The 17,000-nt window shown below is 53.8% G+C and carries 8 protein-coding genes and 1 pseudogene; 2 read left to right on the top strand and 7 right to left on the bottom strand.

Going from position 1 to position 17,000, the window contains the following annotated elements; genetic code table 11:
- Positions 1-198: 198 nt before the first annotated feature.
- The 4 genes from M3090_RS13120 to M3090_RS13105 all read right to left on the bottom strand — a co-directional run bounded on the left by M3090_RS13120 (position 199) and on the right by M3090_RS13105 (position 5,558).
- The gene (locus M3090_RS13120; protein ID WP_249057007.1) at positions 199-1,806 is read right to left on the bottom strand and encodes an Mfa1 family fimbria major subunit; all 1,608 of its coding nucleotides are present in this window, start codon (positions 1,804-1,806) and stop codon (positions 199-201) included.
- Between the two features lie 539 nt (positions 1,807-2,345).
- Positions 2,346-3,185, bottom strand: coding sequence for a DUF4469 domain-containing protein (locus M3090_RS13115; protein ID WP_249057006.1), 840 nt, complete (start codon positions 3,183-3,185; stop codon positions 2,346-2,348).
- Between the two features lie 326 nt (positions 3,186-3,511).
- The gene (locus M3090_RS13110; RefSeq protein WP_249057004.1) at positions 3,512-4,960 is read right to left on the bottom strand and encodes a DUF3868 domain-containing protein; all 1,449 of its coding nucleotides are present in this window, start codon (positions 4,958-4,960) and stop codon (positions 3,512-3,514) included.
- A 13-nt stretch (positions 4,961-4,973) separates the two neighbouring features.
- A complete protein-coding gene (locus M3090_RS13105) occupies positions 4,974-5,558 on the bottom strand; it encodes a DUF3575 domain-containing protein (RefSeq protein ID WP_249057001.1) in 585 nt (194 codons plus the stop codon).
- Positions 5,559-5,911: 353 nt separating this feature from the next.
- Between M3090_RS13105 and M3090_RS13100 the strand changes: the two genes are divergently transcribed.
- On the top strand, positions 5,912-7,501 hold the full coding sequence (locus tag M3090_RS13100) for a DUF6377 domain-containing protein (protein WP_249056999.1): 1,590 nt from the start codon (positions 5,912-5,914) through the stop codon (positions 7,499-7,501).
- A gap of 245 nt (positions 7,502-7,746) precedes the next feature.
- On the opposite strand, the gene M3090_RS13095 is transcribed toward M3090_RS13100, so the two are convergent.
- The 3 genes from M3090_RS13095 to M3090_RS13085 form a co-directional block, all read right to left on the bottom strand.
- Complete coding sequence (locus M3090_RS13095) at positions 7,747-10,869, bottom strand: glycoside hydrolase family 2 TIM barrel-domain containing protein (RefSeq protein ID WP_249056997.1); 3,123 nt, start codon at positions 10,867-10,869, stop codon at positions 7,747-7,749.
- Between the two features lie 99 nt (positions 10,870-10,968).
- On the bottom strand, positions 10,969-13,890 hold the full coding sequence (locus tag M3090_RS13090; RefSeq protein WP_249056995.1) for an excinuclease ABC subunit UvrA: 2,922 nt from the start codon (positions 13,888-13,890) through the stop codon (positions 10,969-10,971).
- Positions 13,891-13,934: 44 nt separating this feature from the next.
- Positions 13,935-15,449 (bottom strand): glycoside hydrolase family 10 protein, encoded by a 1,515-nt coding sequence (locus M3090_RS13085; RefSeq protein ID WP_249056994.1) that lies wholly within the window; start codon positions 15,447-15,449, stop codon positions 13,935-13,937.
- Positions 15,450-15,813: 364 nt separating this feature from the next.
- Between M3090_RS13085 and M3090_RS13080 the strand changes: the two are divergent.
- Positions 15,814-16,602 (top strand): annotated as a pseudogene (locus M3090_RS13080) (phage integrase SAM-like domain and Arm DNA-binding domain-containing protein); the annotation flags it as partial.
- Between the last annotated feature and the right edge of the window lie 398 nt (positions 16,603-17,000).

Raw genomic sequence — 17,000 nt, 5'->3', positions numbered from 1 at the left:
CTTGTTGCTTTCTTTTGCTCTGTCATCCCGAGCGTCAGTCGAGGGATCTCACTAAGTGCGCAGTGCTCATCGTGAGATGTTTCGACTTCGCCCCGCACCCCCTCTTACCTCCCCCGTTTGTCGGGGGAGAACAATGCTCAACATGACAGAGAGAACGGTTTTTAAACAGGCTATCTGGGTTGTTATGGAATCTTGGGGTTAGAGTTCGACGTCTTGCTTAACCAACATCCATTTTTTGATCTTGGCTTTTACTTGAATTTTTACTTCTTCGGGATCGTCCGGATCTTCAGGGTCACCTTCGTAAGTAGGTTTATTATAGCCAAGTTGGCTGATGCTTGTAACGGTGAGGTCATACCAGTGGTTGCGTACAACACCGTATTTTCCCTGTTCCATGCTGACTTCCGTAGTAGGGTTGTGCTTGATCCATACCGTGTAGTAGCAGGTACCGTCGGTGTATTTATAGATTCCGTAGGTGTTTTCTTGTGTGGTAACATTGCTTTGGGCTGAATAAGTTCCGAAATTAGTGTTGATGGTTGATGCCATGTTGGTATCGTCTCCGGAATATTCGGCGATGGCTTTGTAGAGACAAGCTGCGTTGTAGCTGATGAAAATTAAATCGTTGTAAGTATAGAAGTCTTTTGACTCTTGGCTTTCTTTGGTGGTAAAGATGCTATTTGTGATAGCTGCGTTCTTACCGCTCAATCCTAACACAGCTTCATAACGTGCATCAAATGTGCTTGTTCCGTTCGATGCGGCAAGTTCAGTATAACTGCCTGAAGCGGGTGTCCATGTAGCTTTGTAGACAACACCGGTAGTTTGGGCTTGCTGCTGGGCTTGTGCTGTCATGGTGTTTTCGGGACAGTAGAACTTGGAGTCGAAACCGTCGCTGATGGTGGCTTCCGGGGTTGAGAAGTTATCGTTTATCCAAGTGCTGTTGTCCGTAGACTCGGAGAGCACGGTGCTGTAGTTCGGGTCTTCGGGATAAGCCCAGTCCTTGCCTGTTACTGGCTTGTTGGTGCTCTTTTCGTCGCCCTTCACCAGATACATCTTCTTGTTGAGGTTGATCAGACCATTGCCGTCCAACGTAACATCGGCTACCTTGGTGGCACTTGGCTCTTCACTTTCTTTTACTTCGAAGCTAGTCGTAATTTGGTCGAAAGTAACTTTGGCAACAACGCGCTCGATATCAACAGTTATCAACTTTACTTTTTTGGGGTTATTGGTTACTTCGGTTCCGTCGTCTTTTACCTCATTTGCAGTATCATCTCCTTTAGCGATGGTGGTTATAGTAGGAGCGGTAGTGTTAGCCATCAGGAACTTACCATTTGTAGACAGTGTGCTTGGATTGCTGATGTTGAACACCTGTTTCATGTCTGTTTGGTTGGTGATAATAGGAGACAAGGCACTTTGGCTGTTGTTGTAGTTGGCCAGCACGTAGATGTAATAATTGCCCGGAGTAACAGAGAAAGGTTCACTGACGCGAATTGTTTTATCATCATTCTCATCAGTATTGGTGGCTGTTTTCATCGGTGGTTGGATGACTTGTTGCGCAATGCCGGCTTCGTTAGCGAATACGACTGTGAGGTCCTCGACTGTGTATTCGTACTCCTCGCCGTATTGTTCTTCACCTGTGTTGCCGTTTACTCTGGTGTTGGCATTACTGGACACTGTGAGTGCAATCTGCGTCAGCGTTGTTTCGCCGTTGTTGTTCTGTCCGTTGTCGACGCCTTCCAGTTCGTCGTTCGAGCACGATGCCATCATGCCGAGACCCAGGAGGGCTGTTACGAATAATGTTCTTGTTTTCATTTCTCTTTTGTTTTTATTAGTGAATAAATTGGTTGTTCGTTTCTTGTTTTTGTTTTCTTTTGTTCTGTCATCTTTCTTTTGCTCTGTCATCCCGAGCGTCGGTCGAGGGATCTCACTAAGTGCGCAGTGCTTGTCGTGAGATGTTTCGACTCCGCCCCGCACCCCCTCTTACCTCCCCCGTTTGTCGGGGGAGAACAATGCTCAACATGACAGGGAGCGTCTTTCTTTTCTTTTGCTCTGTCATCCCGAGCGTCAGTCGAGGGATCTCACTAAGTGTGTGTCGTTCTCGTCGTGAGATGTTTCGACTCCGCTTCGCACCCCCTCTTACCTCCCCCGTTTGTCGGGGGAGAACAATGCTCAACATGACAGGGGAATTGACAATTAACAATGGGCAATCGATTCCGAGGCTAATTGGGTGTCGATTCCGAGGCTAATTGGGTGTCGATTCCGAGGCTAATTGGGTGTCGATTCCGAGGCTAATGGGGTGTCGATTCCGAGGCTAATGGGGTGTCAATTCCGAGGCTAATCGATTCCCTTGCTTATCCGAAGGTCCCCTGCCCGCTGTCGTCGTCGCCGCCGCCTTCATTGCCACCGGGGGTGGTGGAGGACGTGGCGCCGATGGTGATGGGCTGTTCCATCTGGAAGGTGCGCGGGGTCTTGGTGATGCCGCCGGAGGCGTACTGCGTCGTAATCTTCACCGTCCATTCGCCGTCGGTCACGCCTGCGGGCAGGATGAACTGCAGCTTGCTGGGCGTGTTGGGCGAGATGTCGTTCGGGCCGATGAAGAACGAGGTGTCGGGGTCGCTGACCGAGGTGAGGGTGATGCCCACCGAGGGGTCGGTGCCGACGATCTTGCCGTTTCGCACGTTGAGGACGGCCATGCGTCCGGCCTGCATGGGGGCGCGGGTCTGCGTGACGGGGTCGACGGGCGAGGCGCTGACCATGCCGGCGATGTAGGGGCCGGTGACGGCGGGCTGGAGGAAGAGCTTGAGGTTGGCCTTGTCGAAGGCTTCGCGCAGGGTGTCGCCCTGGGTGAAGCTGCCATAGACCTTCACCTTCTCGCGGTCGACGGCTTCGCTCAGCTCCTCTTCGTTCAGTACGCCGCTGGCCATGGGTCGCAGGCGGAACAGGGGGGTGCTGACGCAGTAGCCCGAGGCAACGTAGGCGGCTGTCTCTTCGCAGGCGGCCTGGAGGTGGCCCAGCACGGTGCTGTACTCGTCGCCGAAGCGGTTGGCTACGCGCAGGGCGATGTGTTCCAGCGTGAGCGGTGTCTCCTGGGTGTTGACGCGGACGATGTAGTCGCTGTCGACGTCGGGCGTCAGTTCGTTGGGGTATGCCTTCAGCGGAAGGTCATAACTGGGTTCTTGGATTTTGCTCATGATATTTGAGTTTTTAAGTTTTTAAGTTTTTAAGTTTATAAGTTTTTGAGTTGACGAGTTGACGAGTTGACAAGTTGACGAGGCTACAAGGTCTTGTTGTAGTTGGCAAGGGATAATTCCTGTCCTTGTGGTCTTGTTAACTTGTTTCCTCGTCCACTGTTTCACAGATTCTTTTATCATCACTGAATTGTCATGTCGAGCTTGTCGAGACATCTCACGTAGTGCATGAGAAGGCCGTATGTGAGACCCCTCGACTATGCTCGGGGTGACAGAGGCATCAGTGCTTATCCATATCATCTGTGTTATCAGTGGTTTCATTCAGTGGTTCATATTCCTCGTTTCTCAATCTCTTTCAGGTTCTCCTGTGCCTGTGCATCGCCCGCATCGGCAGCCTTTCGGAACCAGTAGAGGGCTTCCCGTTGGTTGCCCTGCTGCCAGAGCAGTAGGCCGCGGTTGTTCCAAGCTGCGGGTTCGTCGGCCGTGTGCTGCAGGTATCGGGCGGCACGCTCCGTATCACCCCGCAGCAGGCAGACGCGGGCGGCGTTCAGGTTGGCCGTGGGGTTGTCCGGATAGGTGTCGGCCGCGCGGAGCAACAGGTTGCCGTATGCCTGCGGGTCGTCGGCATGGTAGGTGCGTGCCACGGTGTAGAACTCGTAGGCGTTCAGTTCGCCCGGCGCTTCTTCGGAGAGGCGGCGTGCTTCTTCCGGGGTGCGCTCGCGGCTGATGTACTGGATGCGGAATGTGTTCTTTCGCAGGCCGGGGTAGACGGTGCGCAGCAGTATGCTGTAAGGCTGTCCGCCGCCCACGGCACGCAGGCGTGCTTCGCGTTGGTCGGGGTCGACGTCGGTCGCGGCGATGATGTCCAGCAGTTCGTTCTTGTAGGGCAGCTCCATGCGGCGGACGGCTTCCAGCAGGTCGTGCCAGTTCTCTTCGCCGGCGGTGACTTCCAGCAGCGTGTCGGCCACGTCGTATTGCCGGGTCACGTACTGCCGCAGGGCTTCGGCGCGTCCTTCGGCCAACCGGCGGTTGTGCTTCAGGCTTCCTTCGGGCGAGGCATAGCCGCTGATGTAGATGCGCCGGATCACGTAGTCGGGGTTCTGCCGGACGAAGTGCAGGGCCGAGTCAATCTTGGCCAGTTCGGCGGCATTGCCGTAGCGGTTGGGGTAGAGGCGCGTCTGGTCGACGGGGTAGATGAGGAAGGCGTCGCACTGCCGGCTGCGCGGGGTGAAGGTGCGCGGGCACTCGGCCTCGGCCGACGGCTGGAGCAGCGGCTGGTAGAGGGCTTGCTCTTTCAATGTCTGTTCGGCTTGCAGCACGTCGCCGCAGTTGCATCCCGTCACCTCTTCGCGCAGGCTGAGCCGGGCGTTGTCCATCCACGGCTCGTAGGCGATGGCGGCCCGGTAGCTGACGTGCCGGTTCTCCTCCTTGTTGCCCCGCAAGGTCACGTAGGCCTCTTTATCGTTGTTTTGTGGTTCTTTCTGCAGCTTGATGGCGCGGTTGCGTCCGTTGGCCACCACCGCGGGCAATTCGGCCTGCCGCGTGCCGTCTGCCGACACCAGTACGGGCGTGACCCTGCGCTGGTGGTTGGCGTAGACGATGCGTTCGCCCAGGTCGAGCATGAACGACACTTCTACTTGTCCTTTGCTGAGGCGGACGCTCCGGTCCGTGGCGGTGGCGATGTATTCCGGCGTGCGGCCTTCGGCCTTTGCCGGTTGCAGGAAGGCTGTTGCCAGCACCTGCATGATTATCAAGAAGAGATAGTATTTCTGTATCATGGCTCCGATGGTTTTAGAAGTTGTATATCAGGTTGACGGCTGCCTTCGTGGGTCCCAGGTAGTTGCGGTGTCCCTTCTTCAGCGGGTCGCCGCAGTGCAGGCAGCGGTATTTCTTGTAGTCTACGTAGAGGTAGCCCACGGCCAGGCCGAACTCCATGCTCCAACGGCGGTTGAGCAACAGGTGGTAGCCGTAGGACAAGCCGGCGCCCACGGCCCAACCCTGGTAGCGGTTGTCGTCCAGCGTAGGCAGGATGCCCAGTGGCAGGTCTATCCCTCCTGCATTGAATTGTCCGCCCAAGGCTTGTATGCCAATCACGTGTCCCATGAATACTTCGCACGGCCAGAAGCGGAACTCAGGTTGTACGAGCCAGTGCTTCAGCTTTTTGGTGTCCGAATATTGCCACGGCTGTACGCCGGCGTGGAGCGAGAAGGAGGTCTTGCGTCCGGTGGCCACTTCCAGGCCCAGGTTGGGTGTGCCTGTCCCCCAGTATAGCAGATTGGTCTTTGCCACCACTCTTTGGGCCACCGCCGGCGTGCTTGCCAGCAAGGCTATCGCCAGCAGCCCGCAGGTCCACAAGTTTTTCAGAATACGTTTCATGTCTTTATGGTTCATTTCAGTGTTTATAGGCGTTTTTAGTTCTTGTTTGTTTTCTTGCCGGGGCGTGTCTTTCTCTAGGTGAAACCCATCGTCCGGAAGGATGCCGCAAAGTTAGGGCGTACTTCCCGCCCGTTCTTCGAGGTTTGATGCGATTGGTAAATGCTTTTTATTTACAAAACACTGTGAGACAATGATGTATATCATCGCTTAAAGAGTAGATTGGTAAGTGAGGTTTTCTTTTTTTCTGTAATTTTTTCTTGTATATTGGGGTATTTTAATATATTTGCAGCCGATTGTAAGCAAAACGAACCCCGGGGTTGTCCCGGATATTACGGACTTGAATGAATATACCGATGAAAAAGACCCTTACTTTTCTTTTATTATTATGGATGGGGTGCACGTGCTTCCCGGCGGATGCAGCGGCCTTGACAATGGCCGATAGTTTGAGAAATGTGCTGAACGCCGTAGACCATCTGGTGATGCAACGGGCGTATGTACACACTTGCCACGAGCGACGGTTGGACAGCATAAAGGTGGAGATGCGCCGAAGCACGGATGTGTGGAAGAAGTACAACTTGTGCGGCACGCTCTTTTATGAATACCTGCATTACCAGGCTGACTCTTCTTTATATTATGTGGGCAAGAAGGAGGAACTGTTGCCTCTCCTGAACCGTCCTGACATGAAGGCCGAGATACACATCAACCGGGCGGAAGTGTATGGTGTGATGGGATTGTATGACAAGGCCCTGGAGGAGTTGCAGTCCGTATCGCCTGCCAAGATGGAAGTAGGGATGCGCAAATATTACTATGGTGTGTTCTGCGGTTATTATGGTTGGAAGGCAGATTATACTTCCGAGAAGGCTTTGCATGCCACTTATTTACAGCAGGCTGCCCAATACCGGGATTCTATCCTGATGCTGATGCCGCCGGGCGTCAACCATGATATCGTGTTCGGCGAGCAGTTGTTGCGTTCGCAGACCCCCGATGAGGTGATTGCCCGCCTGAAAGCAAACTTGGACAAGGAAACAGACAAGAAAGCGCAAAGCTATCTGCATTATACGCTCTCTGAAGCATACGCTGCCTCCGGAGACACTTTGCGGCAGATGTATCACTTGGCACGGACGGCCATGCTGGACTTGGAAACGTCTGTGCGTGAGTATGCCGCCCTGCAAGAGTTGGCATGGCTGCTCTATTTGGAGAATGATACAGAACGTGCCTACCGCTACGTGGCCTGTTCGCTGGAAGATGCCATGGCTTGCAACGCACGGCTTCGTCTGTTGGAGAGCGGAAAGGTGTATCCCGTCATCGAAAAGACCCTCGCCGTGAGGAAGGAGGCAGAGCACCGGCGTACTACGATAATGCTGGCGGTGGTGGGATTTTTGTTCATGCTGCTGGTCTTGGCCACGTTTTACCTGGTCCGTTGGATGAAGCAACTGGAGGCAACGCGCCGGGAATTGTCTGAAGCGAATGACGCCTTGCAGGAAGAGGGACGGGTGAAGAATGCCTACATCGTTTGCTACCTGAACCGTTGTGTGGAGTATCTGGAGAAGCAGGAACAATATCGTCGTTCGTTGGAGAAGCTGGCTATGGCTTCGAAGCTGAGTGAATTGTTCAAACTGATACGTGACGACAGTTATTTGCGGGATGAACGTAAGGAGTTTTACACCGAGTTCGACCGTACGTTTCTGAGCCTGTTCCCTAATTTTGTGCAAGACCTTAATTCTTTGCTGGAAGATGACGCCCGGCTCAGTCTCCGCCAAGATGGTATGCTGAGCACCGAACTGCGTATCTTTGCCCTGATGCGTCTTGGAGTAGATGACACTGGCAGCATCTCGCATTTCTTGGGTTGTTCACTTACCACGGTATATAATTATCGCAGCAAGATGCGCAATCGCGCCAAGGGCGATAAAGATTCGTTTGAGGAGAGGGTGATGAAGTTGTAGTGGAATTTAAACCACAGATAACACAGATTATAATGATTATCACGGGTAATTTACCTGTTTAGAGCGTTTAAAATTCATTTTCCTGTCATCCCGAGCGTAGTCGAGGGATCTCACTATGCGCCTGAAAAGTATTAGGGAGATGTTTCGACTACGCTTCGCTTGCTCAACATGACAGAGAGAGCGATTTTTAAACTCTTATGAATCAGTGTTTAATCTGTATCATTTGCGTCATCTGTGGTTCTCCGTTAGAGTTTCGCGCAGTCGTCCTGCTCTGTGCCCAGGCAGTGTTGCACCGGAGTAAGTGTGAAGGTGAACGAGTAGTCCTGGTAGGGCAGGCGGTATTCTGGCAGCGGCAGTGCTCCCCAACTGTCAATGCAGCCCAGTCCCATCTGTGCCTTGTCGATGAGGACATTGGTCAGGTCGGCCGGTTCTACTTCGTTGGAGTGCCGCTGTATCTTGCGCGGTCCCTCGTCCAGCGATTCGATGGTGTAGTGCAGGGCCGAGGCTGAGAAGGGGGCTTCGGCCACAATCTCCAGTCCGTTGCCGCCGATGTTCAGCACGCGCCACCAGCGCAGGTCGGTCTTGTTGCCGTTCTCTTGTGGGCGGACATAGGGGTAGAACTGGCTGGCCACGCTTTGGCGGTAACGTCCCAGGAAGGTGTTGTGGTTGCGGTCGGCATAATTCTCGACGGGGCCACGGCCGTAATATTCGATGGTTTCGAATGAGCGGGGCATCTGGAGCTGCATGCCGAAGCGGAAGAGGTCGGATACTTCGCCCCCCTTGCAGGCTGTCATCTGCTGGGTCACTTTGATGGCTCCCCGGTTGTTGATGACGTAGGTCAGTGCCAGCTTACCGTTGACGGCGGGGATGTCGTAGGAGGCTTCTACCACGGCTTGTCCGTTGTCCATGCGTTGGTTGAGTGAGGTCAATTTCAGCTCGGGGTTGAGCCATACGCGGTAACGGTTCTGGAGGTTGGCTCCGAAGTCGTTGTCGGTAGGTGCTCGCCAGAAGTTGGGCTTCAGCACGCTGCCTTCTTTCAGGTAGGAGAGCCCGTCTGCTTCGTAGAGGCTGAGAAAGCCTGTCTCTTTGTTGAACTCGATGCGGAAGGCTTCGCCTGTGACGATGAGGTAGTGCGTATCGTTGTCGCGGATGGCGGGCTGGATGATGGTTTCGTTGCTTCCGGCTTGGTTCTCAAGGGTGAGGGCGGGCTGCTTGTAGGGGTTCAGCACGAGTTGGTCGCGGGCCACGGTGTAGCCGGCGGGCAGGAGCCCTTCGTTGGCTTTCAGCTTGTAGGATACGTTGAGCAGCCATTCGGCGCAGGTGCATGTGGCACCGATGGGCAGTTGGATGGTGGCTGTCTGTTGGGGTGCCACGTCGATGTTTTCTATGCGGCCGCTGCGCATTACACGTCCGTTCTTCAGTACTTGCCATTCCAGGTAGTAGGCCGAGAGGTCGCGGAAAAAGTTTTCGTTATAGATGTTCACTTTGCCTTGCTTCAGGTCGGCGGGTGTGGTCCAGATGTCTTGGTAGAAGTAGCGTACTTCGTAGGCGTGCGGGTTGGGCACGCGGTCGGGGCTGATGAGTCCGTTGTTGCAGAAGTTGATGTCGCTGGCGTCGAAGCGGTTGAAGTCGCCTCCGTAGGCATAGATGAGTCGTCCGTTCTTGCCCACTTTGTGGATGCTTTGGTCTACGAAGTCCCAGATGAATCCGCCCTGGTATTTGGGGTATTTACGCACCAGGTCCCAGTATTCTTTGAAGCCTCCCATGGAGTTGCCCATGGCGTGGGCGTATTCGCACTGTATGAGGGGTTTGGTCTTGGAGTTGTCTTCGCAATAGGCGCGGCAATTATCGTAGTTGTAGTACATGGGGCAGAAGATGTCTGTCTTGCCGTTGTATCCGGCGCGTTCGTATTGTACGGGCCGGCTGGGGTCTTCGGCTTTGACCCATTCGTAGGCGGTGTCGAAGTTGGGGCCGTAGCCGGCTTCGTTGCCCAGTGACCAGAAGATGATGGCGGGGTGGTTGAAGTTGCGTTGCACGTTGCGTTGGTTGCGTTCCATGTGTGCCAGGTGGTAGTCGTCGCGGCGTGCCAGGGTGGCTTCGTCGTAGCCCATGCCGTGTGACTCGATGTTGGCTTCGGCCACCATGTAGAGTCCGTAGCGGTCGCACAGTTCATACCAGTAGGGGTCGTCGGGGTAGTGGCAGGTGCGCACGGCGTTGATGTTGAGTTGTTTCATGAGGCGTATGTCTTGCTCCATGCGTTGGCGGGAGACGACGTAGCCGCCGTCGGGGTCCATCTCGTGGCGGTTGGCTCCTTTGAAGAGGACGGGTTGGCCGTTGACCAGGACTTGTGCGTCTTTCAGCTCGACTTTGCGGAAGCCTACGCGTATGGGGATGATTTCCGTGGGTGCCAGTTCGCCTATCTGTGCGTAGAGTGTATATAGATAAGGTGTCTCGGCTGTCCACTTGTGTGGGTTGCTGACGTTGAGGGTCACGTTTTCATTTCCGCGGGTGGTGGTGGCGGCTACTTCGCGTCCTTCGGCGTCTTTCAGTATCAGCGTGGCGCGGGCGTTGCCTTTCAGTTTGACTTGTACGTTGAGGGTGCCGTCGCGGTAGTCACTGTCCAGGTCGGGGGTGACGCGGATGTCTTCGATGCGGCGTTTGTCGCGTGCGTAGAGGTAGCAGTCGCGGCCGATGCCGGAGAAGCGGAAGAAGTCTTGGTCTTCGAGGTAGGTGCCGTCGCACCAGCGGAAGACTTGGAAAGCGATGAGGTTCTCGCGGCCTGGGCGGAGGTAGCGTGTGAGGTCGAATTCGGCCTCCAGCTTGCTGTCTTCGCTGTAGCCCACGAAGCGGCCGTTGACCCAGAGGTAGATGTTGGACGTGACGGAGCCGAAGTGGGCGATGATGTCTTTGCCGCTCCACGAGGCGGGCACGGTGATGGTGCGGCGGTAGGTGCCTACGTGGTTGCCTTCGACGGGCACTTGTGGCGGGTTGTTCTTGTATTGTTCGCGCCAGGGGTAGCCGATGTTGAGGTATTGCGGGTCGCCGTAGCCGTTCAGTTCCCATACGCCGGGCACGGGCATCTGTCCCCAGGCGCGGTCGTTGTAGTCGGCTTGCCAGAAGCCGGTGGGGCGGGCGTCGGCGTCGGCCACCCAGTTGAATTTCCACATGCCGTTGAGCGAGAGGTAGTACTTGGATTGGGTACGGTCGCCCCGGCGGGCCAGGTCGGGCGATTCGTAGGCAAAGTAGTCGGTGTGCATCGGGGCACGGTTGACGGCGTTGACGCCGGGGTCTTGCCACTCGGTGAACGTTTGTGCTTGCACCGTGCAGCCGAGCATGGCCATCAGGCCGATGGTAAGGTACTGTTTCATGGTTCTCTGTAATTAAATGTTTATAATAAGTATGTTGGTTGTTGTCGCGATGTAGCAGCCTCGTGCTATGGGTATGTAGCGGCAATCTTTCATCATCCGTCAGCGTTTTTTGTCTGCCTCCAGTTTCTCCCGCAGGAATTGCCCCGTGTAGCTGGCGGCGCAGGCGGCCACCTCTTCCGGTGTGCCTGCCACCACGAGGTTGCCCCCGCCGTCGCCCCCCTCGGGTCCGAGGTCGATGACGTGGTCGGCACACTTCACCACGTCCAGGTTGTGCTCGATGATGGTGATGCTGTGGCCGCGGCGCAGGAGGGCGTCGAAGGCTTCAAGCAACCGGCGTATGTCGTGGAAGTGCAGGCCCGTGGTCGGTTCGTCGAAGATGAACATCGTGGGGTCGGCCTTCTCCTGCGCCAGATAGTAGGCCAGTTTGACGCGTTGGTTCTCGCCGCCGGACAGGGTGGACGACGACTGGCCCAGTTTGATGTATCCCAGGCCGACGTCTTGCAGGGGCTGGAGCTTGCGGGCTATCTTCCGCTGCTTGTGGGTGTCGAAGAACTCGATGGCCTGGTCGACCGTCATCTCCAGCACGTCGTAGATGTTGGCGTCGTGGAAGCGGACCTCCAGCACATCCTGCTTGAACCGCTTTCCGTGGCACGCTTCGCACTCCAGCACCAGGTCGGCCATGAACTGCATCTCCACCGTGATGGTGCCCTCGCCCTTGCACTCCTCGCACCGTCCGCCCTCGCTGTTGAAGCTGAACGTGCCCGGCGTGTAGCCCATCTGCTTCGACAACGGCTGGTCGGCGTAGAGCTTGCGTATGTCGTCATAAGCCTTCAGGTAGGTCACCGGGTTGCTGCGCGACGACTTGCCGATGGGGTTCTGGTCGATGAACTCCACGTTGCGCAGGTTTTGCAGGTCGCCCCCTATGGAGACGAACTCGCCCGGGCGTTCGCTACATTCGTCCAGCTCCCGCTTCAGGGCGCGGTAGAAGATGTCGCGCACCAAGGTCGACTTGCCCGAGCCACTGACGCCCGTCACCACCGTCATCACGTTCAGCGGGAAGCGTACGTCGACACCCTTCAGGTTGTTCTCCCGTGCGCCCCGTATCTCGATGTAGCTGTTCCACGGGCGGCGCACGGCAGGCACGGCGATGGTCTCCTCGCCCAGCAGGTAGCGCACCGTGTAGCTGGTTTTAGTTGACGAGGTATCAGTTGACGAGTTGACGAGTTGACAAGTTGACGAGGCTGCAAGAGACTTGTCCCTCGTTCCCTCGTCAACTCGTTCCCTTGTTCCCTCGTCAACTCGTTCCCTTGTCAACTCGTCCCCTTGTCCCCTTGTCAACTCGTCAATATTTCCCTGATACACCACCTCGCCTCCCAGGCGTCCGGCCTTGGGCCCGATGTCGATGATGTAGTCCGCAGCGCGTATGATTTCCTCATCATGCTCCACCACCACCACCGTATTGCCCAACTGCTGGAGCTGGCGCAATACGCGTATCAGCTTGTCCGTGTCCCGGCTATGCAGTCCGATGCTTGGCTCGTCCAATATATAAAGACTCCCCACCAGGCTGCTTCCCAGCGACGTGGCCAGGTTGATACGCTGGCTCTCACCACCCGACAACGAGTTACTCAACCGGTTCAGCGTCAGGTAGCCCAACCCTACATCTATCAGGAAGCGGATGCGGCTGTTGATTTCCGCCAGTATGCGTGCGGCCACCTGGGCATCGTGGGCGTTCAGCTTCAGGTGGTCGAAGAACACTTTCAGCTCAGTCACAGGCAAGTCCACTAACTGGGAGATGCTCTTGCCCCCCACACGGACATAGTTGGCTTCTGGCTTCAGGCGCGTGCCGTGGCAGGCCGGGCAGATGGTTTTTCCACGATACCGGGCCAGCATCACACGGTATTGTATCTTATACTGGTTCTCCTGCAACATCTTGAAGAAGGCATTGATACCCTCGAAGTAGCGCGTGCCCTCCCACAGCATCCGGCGTTGCTCGTCGGTCAGCTCATAATAGGGGGTGAAGATGGGAAATCCCGCCTTCTCTGCTCCCCGTATGACCATGTCGCGCCATTCGCCCATCTTCTCCCCTCGCCAGCACACCACGGCACCGTCATAAACGGACAAAGCCCGGTTGGGCACTACCAAATGCTCGTCGATGCCGATGACCCGGCCAAACCCCTCGCACACAGGGCAGGCGCCAATAGGTGAGTTGAACGAAAACATCTGGTCGGTAGGCTCTTCGAATGTGATGCCATCTGCCTCGAATTTGGTGCTGAAGCGGAAAAGACTGGTACTTCCGTCTGCCTGGTAAAAGCGCAGCAGGCATGCCCCGTCTCCTTCATACATGGCCGTTTCAGCCGAATCAGCCAGGCGGCTCATCGCATCCTTGTCGTGCCCGGCTGTCATACGGTCTATCATCAGGAAAACAGTGTCGCCTTCCTCCGGCTGGTATTCGTCGATACGGACGGTTTGGCCATTCACCTCCAAACGTGTGAATCCTTCTTTCTGATAAGTATCCAATAGTTGGGAGAGTGTACGTCCTTCGCGTGGCACAATAGGAGTCAACACCGTAAAACGGGTTCCGTCAGGGTACTCCAACATGCAATTGACAATATCCTCGGGAGAGTGCTTTTTTACCTCTTGCCCGCTCACCGGGCTGAATGTATGTCCCACCCGTGCATAAAGCAGGCGCAGGTATTCGTATATTTCCGTAGAAGTACCTACGGTAGAACGTGGGTTGCGGCTGTTCACCTTCTGCTCGATGGCGATGGCAGGCGGTATGCCCTTGATGTAGTCACATTCCGGCTTGCTCATGCGTCCCAGAAACTGACGGGCGTAGCTGCTGAGGCTTTCTACGTAGCGACGCTGCCCCTCGGCATAGAGGGTATCAAACGCCAGCGACGACTTGCCCGAGCCACTCAGTCCGGTGATGACAACCAGCTTGTTGCGGGGTATCTTCACGTCAATGTTCTTCAGGTTATTGACGCGGGCCCCTTTTATTAGAATGTAATCAGATTCTGACATGTTGTGTAAGTGTTTGCTTCTGACATGGAAAGGGATGGGGAAGGTTATAGCTTGACTTTTTCCGACACCGGCTTCGACTCGTTCCACATCCGGTCTAAGGCCGTGACTACATAGCGGTATTTCTTTTTCCCATCAGTATAAGGTAGTTTGTAAAATGGGATAGGAGTGATGGCTACAATGTGGCTCGGGTCATCCAAATTGATGTCTTCCTTATTCTCAAAACGATAGACTACGTAGCGTACAGCACGTTGCATTTCGTTACGGTATTTAGGCTCTGTCCAGCAAAGGATATATCCGTCTTCCATCCATACAGGCTTTAACTTGCGAATCTTTTTGGGCGCTTCATTATCCATGAAATCAAACACAGGGATGAGTGAAGGATATTTTTGATAGTTCTGCATGAGTGCATCGCGGTATCTTCCTTTATTTTCTACAATTGCTGCGGCATACCAATGACAGCTTCCTTCGATAGACTGATAGCTGCGCTGAAGGGCAATCTTGCGGGGCAGTTGGTTAATGCGTGGGTTTTCAGGGTCGGCATGGCTGATGGTGTTTTCCACAGATTGTCCGATGAAAAGAGGGCGGTTTTCCGAGTGTAGAGCCCACCACCGGAGCAGTGTCTCGTAATCAGCTACGGGATGTCCGATTTCCCAGTATATTTGCGGGATATTGTAGTCTATCCATCCTTCGCGTGCCCATAGCAGGACATCGGCGTAGAGGTCATCGTAATTTTGCAGTCCATTGGTGCGACTGCCCAAGGGGTCGCTACTTTGGTTGCGGTAGATGCCGAAAGGTGAGACTCCAAATTTTACCCATGGTTTGGCTTCTCGTATGATGTCATGCAGTTCTTTGATAAGCAGATTTACGTTGTTGCGCCGCCAATCAGCCTTATTGGCAAACCCGCTTCCATAACTGGCATATGTGGCATCGTCGGGGAAATCTTTTCCGGCTACCGGATATGGATAGAAATAGTCGTCCATGTGAATACCGTCTACGTCATAGCGTGTTACTATATCAGCTACTACCATGCAAATATGCCGTCTGCTTTGGGGAAGTCCGGGATTAAAAAAAAGCTGGTTACCGTAGGGTAAGAACCAGTCCGGATGGATGTTGTAGATATGATTGGGAGCAAACGTGTTCTTTTGAGATGTTCTGGCACGATAGGGGTTTATCCATGCGTGTAGCTCCATGCCTCGTTTATGACATTCATCAATCATAAATTGCAGTGGGTCCCAATAAGGAGAAGGTGCCTGTCCTTGTACACCAGTCAAATAGCGGCTCCATGGTTCTAAGCGTGAAGCATAGAGTGCATCTGCTTCAGGGCGTACCTGAAAGATAATGGCGTTAAAGCCTACTTCTTGCAGAGAATTGAGTTGCGTGATGAGTGTACGTTTTATTTGTTCAGTAGCTATTCCTTTGAATTGTCCGTTGACGGTTTGTATCCATGCGGCACGAAATTCGCGTTTAGGATGTTGTGTCGTTTGAGCTTCGGCTTGTGTTTGGGGTGTTATACCCAACAGGGTGCACAAGGCGATGAAAAAAAGGTGTCTAATGCGCATTGTTTCTAACGTTGATTTGCATGCAAAGATAATACAAAAAAGTGAGATACTGAGCAAATCACGGAAATATGATTGAAAGTTAATGATTTATGGGATTTTGGCGATTCGGGTGAGTGCCAACTGAAACCGGGAAAAAGCCAACTTGAACCGTAATTGCGTTACCAGCCCGTTACCTGAAATCGGAACGGGTAACGGAATGGAAAAGCCCGGCAAAACGAGTCAGAAACGGCAGTCATACAGACGGTTGGCGAGGTTCGGGATAAAAAAGTCTTGCGGCAGGCTCGATTGCGCGGTCCGCTGCGGTTTACATACAGGCAAACAGCTCTACACAAGGTAATTTTGCAAACATAAAAAAGTAGTAACTATGAGTAGAGCGACATTCAAAATTTTATTCTGCCTGAAGCGCAACGCGCCGAAGAAGAACGGGCTGATACCGGTCATGTGCCGTATCACGGTGAACGGGAAAATCGCACAGTTCAGTTGCAAGCTGGACGTGGAGGAAAAGATGTGGAGCGTGGAGACCGGACGGCTGACCGGAAGAAGCAACGTGGCTCTGGAAGGAAACCGTATGCTGGACAAAATCCGCGTGGGTGTGAACAAGGCCTATCAGGACGTGTTCGATCGTGACAGTTATGTCACGGCGGAAAAGGTACGCAACGAATACCTCGGCATGGGCATGAACCACAAGACGCTGCTTGCCGTGTTCCGGCAGCACAACGAGGACTACGCCAAATTAGTGGGCAAGATGAAGAGCCAACGCAGCTATTGGAAATACTGTGTGGTTTACAAGCACTTGTCGGAGTTCATTAAAACCCGGTACAAGGTGGAAGACATCGCCTTGAAAGAGCTTGCGTCCGCCTTTATCACGGACTTCGAGCTGTTCCTCCGAGTGGAGAAAGGACATTGCACTAACACAGTATGGTCATACATGATGCCTTTCCGCAGCATCATTTTCACCGCCATCAACAACGGCTGGTTGCAGCGCGATCCGTTCTATGCCTACCACATCACGAAGGAGGAAACGAAACGGGGCTACCTGACGAAAGAGGAAATCACGCAGATGATTAACGGCTCGTTCAAACGAAAGAACTACGGGCTGGTACGCGACCTGTTCATCTTCTGCTCGTTCACAAATGTTGCACTAAACAGAATGTGATTGCAAATCAGAAAGTTACCATCTGGCGAAAAGAAAATAGGTAATGGTTTAGAAACCATAGAGATTCACCATTTTGCCTATGTTTAATGTGTCAATCAACTATACAAAAATAAGGAATATCGCTGGAAAAATCGAACAAAACCAGCAGATTAATGCAATAAAAACTGAAATTTAAGCAGTTAGGAGAAAATCACGGAAGTTTGGGAAATGTGGAAAAGCCACGCGACTTTGACCCTTTTGGCCAAGCGGGATTTGCCCCCCTTTGGCTACAATATGATTGCCCCTTTAAAGTCCTGGTGTTAGGGGTCAATTTTATTTTACCCTTTTAAAATTTCCCGTTTTTCTTAGCCCTTAACTTTCGCATACTTTCACCATATAACTCTATGGTATGAGCT

It is taken from the genome of Bacteroides sp. ET71 (assembly GCF_023336905.1).
Taxonomy (GTDB): Bacteria; Bacteroidota; Bacteroidia; order Bacteroidales; family Bacteroidaceae; genus Bacteroides.
This window is presented reverse-complemented; position numbering and strand designations above follow the sequence as displayed.

Bases quoted from the DNA above. Each gene is read 5' to 3' on its own strand.
- M3090_RS13120 (WP_249057007.1), bottom strand. From the start codon at position 1,806: ATGAAAACAAGAACATTATTCGTAACAGCCCTCCTGGGTCTCGGCATG.
- M3090_RS13115 (WP_249057006.1), bottom strand. From the start codon at position 3,185: ATGAGCAAAATCCAAGAACCCAGTTATGACCTTCCGCTGAAGGCATAC.
- M3090_RS13110 (WP_249057004.1), bottom strand. From the start codon at position 4,960: ATGATACAGAAATACTATCTCTTCTTGATAATCATGCAGGTGCTGGCA.
- M3090_RS13105 (WP_249057001.1), bottom strand. From the start codon at position 5,558: ATGAAACGTATTCTGAAAAACTTGTGGACCTGCGGGCTGCTGGCGATA.
- M3090_RS13100 (WP_249056999.1), top strand. From the start codon at position 5,912: ATGAAAAAGACCCTTACTTTTCTTTTATTATTATGGATGGGGTGCACG.
- M3090_RS13095 (WP_249056997.1), bottom strand. From the start codon at position 10,869: ATGAAACAGTACCTTACCATCGGCCTGATGGCCATGCTCGGCTGCACG.
- M3090_RS13090 (WP_249056995.1), bottom strand. From the start codon at position 13,890: ATGTCAGAATCTGATTACATTCTAATAAAAGGGGCCCGCGTCAATAAC.
- M3090_RS13085 (WP_249056994.1), bottom strand. From the start codon at position 15,449: ATGCGCATTAGACACCTTTTTTTCATCGCCTTGTGCACCCTGTTGGGT.